Source organism: Nostoc sp. 2RC, assembly GCF_014222165.1.
Lineage (GTDB): Bacteria > Cyanobacteriota > Cyanobacteriia > Cyanobacteriales > Nostocaceae > Nostoc > Nostoc linckia.
Window position 1 is genome coordinate 1 of sequence record NZ_JACKZU010000678.1, and the last position, 1,605, is coordinate 1,605.

The 1,605-nt window shown below is 45.6% G+C and carries 1 protein-coding gene; it reads right to left on the minus strand.

Translation table 11 applies throughout. From position 1 onward, the window contains the following. Window positions 1-74: 74 nt before the first annotated feature. On the minus strand, window positions 75-1,574 hold the full coding sequence (locus tag GNE10_RS34360; protein WP_185570487.1) for a hypothetical protein: 1,500 nt from the start codon (window positions 1,572-1,574) through the stop codon (window positions 75-77). Between the last annotated feature and the right edge of the window lie 31 nt (window positions 1,575-1,605).

Here is a 1,605-nt window from a genome sequence, read left to right on the forward strand (position 1 = left end):
GGGGAAAAGAAAGATCCCTCCTTTTACCTTTTCCCTTTTACCTTTCCCCAAGGCGTTGCCACCTCCCCATCTCCCTAAGGCAGCCACCGGGGACGAAATCCAGCCAAGGGGAGTTGTTCTGGTCTAATTTCTACGGTTGCAGTGTCGGCGATGGGTAATAGGGGCATTAGCCATAGGCTACTGGTAGCGATCGCGTCTCCGTCATCTGTTTTCAAGGTGTTTGTAGGTAATGTGGTCGATGGGTTTGTCTGCGGTACTACTTGGTCAAATAACAAGCCTAAACCGTCAGGAGATAAACTCATTTGCACATTTCGCTGTTCGGGTGGAAGTAATAACAGTGGTTTTTGTTGGGCGGTTTTCAGGTCAATTGCCACTACATAAGGTTGTTCTATGTATTGTTCTTTGGATATTAACTGTGTCAATAAGCAGTAGAGGGTAGGTGAGGCGGTGTCAAATTGACAATTGACTATTGAGCCTGTTGTTTTTACTAGTTGTTTCTGCACGCCTTGGTTTGTAACTAAAAACAAATCTCGCGTGTAATCGGTATTGAATTTTACCATTGCTGCCTGGGAGCCATCTTTGGAGAAAGCCTGTACTAAGCCAAACTGGGGCAGAAAATCTAAGGGTTTACTGGCATCTCCTTGCAGTGGTAAGATTGCTGCTCCTTGTCCTTGGGCCACTGCTACGGCTTTACTGTCTGGGGTAATGGTAAAGTCTCCCCCTGGTTGGCTTTGCAAGCGTTTAGGGGTGGGTTTTTCTCCTGAGGCGTCGCTGGTTGCTGGCATAAACCATAGTCCAAAGTCGCCGGGATTAGCTTTGTTTCCCCGTTGGATGACTATAGTTTGCCCATCGGGTGATAAGTCAAATTTCAGGTTTTGATAATCTTTACTATCTAAAATTAGGTCAACTCTGCCAGCTGGTTCTACTTCGCGCTCAGATTTACCAGCAACGCCGGTTGTTACTGTATATAGCTGGGCTGAAAGTAAGTCTGAGTTCTTGGTGCTACGAGCCGAAAATAAAATTTTCTCCCCATCTGGAAATGACTCAAACTCCATGACGATTAAGTCTTTGGGGGTAAGTACGGTTTTTTGCTCTTGGGTTAAATTGTAAAGAATTAATCTTCCTTGTTCTTCTTGTTCAGTTCCTATGTAAAGGATGACGCGATCGCGTGTGCGGAAGCTACCCACAAAGGGCTGGATTGTGCGATTTGTACCTTCTTGCTCAGCAAACTTATCTTTGGCTGCCTGTAACTGCACTTTATAATTTGTGCCATAGGGTGCTGGTGTGAGCAGTGTATAAACCATTCGCCGCCCCGCCCAACTGAATTTACCTGCTAGAGGCGGGTCAATTTTAAAGTTATTCTCTACGCTTTTAGTGTCCATTGGGCGACTAAAGGTGAGGGCAAAGGAATTATCTTCTGCACCGATTTGTTGATTTTGCCAGGTAAAATCTCGGACACGAGCTGTTACCACATCACCTTTCAACATTATCAACCCAATCAGTACACTCAGGAGTAGCATCAATGCGATCGCTATGCGATCGAGTGGTTGAATAAATGCTTTTGATTTAGTCATTGGATATGGGGCATGGGGCATGGGGCATGGG

Bases quoted from the DNA above. Each gene is read 5' to 3' on its own strand.
- GNE10_RS34360 (WP_185570487.1), bottom strand. From the start codon at position 1,574: ATGACTAAATCAAAAGCATTTATTCAACCACTCGATCGCATAGCGATC.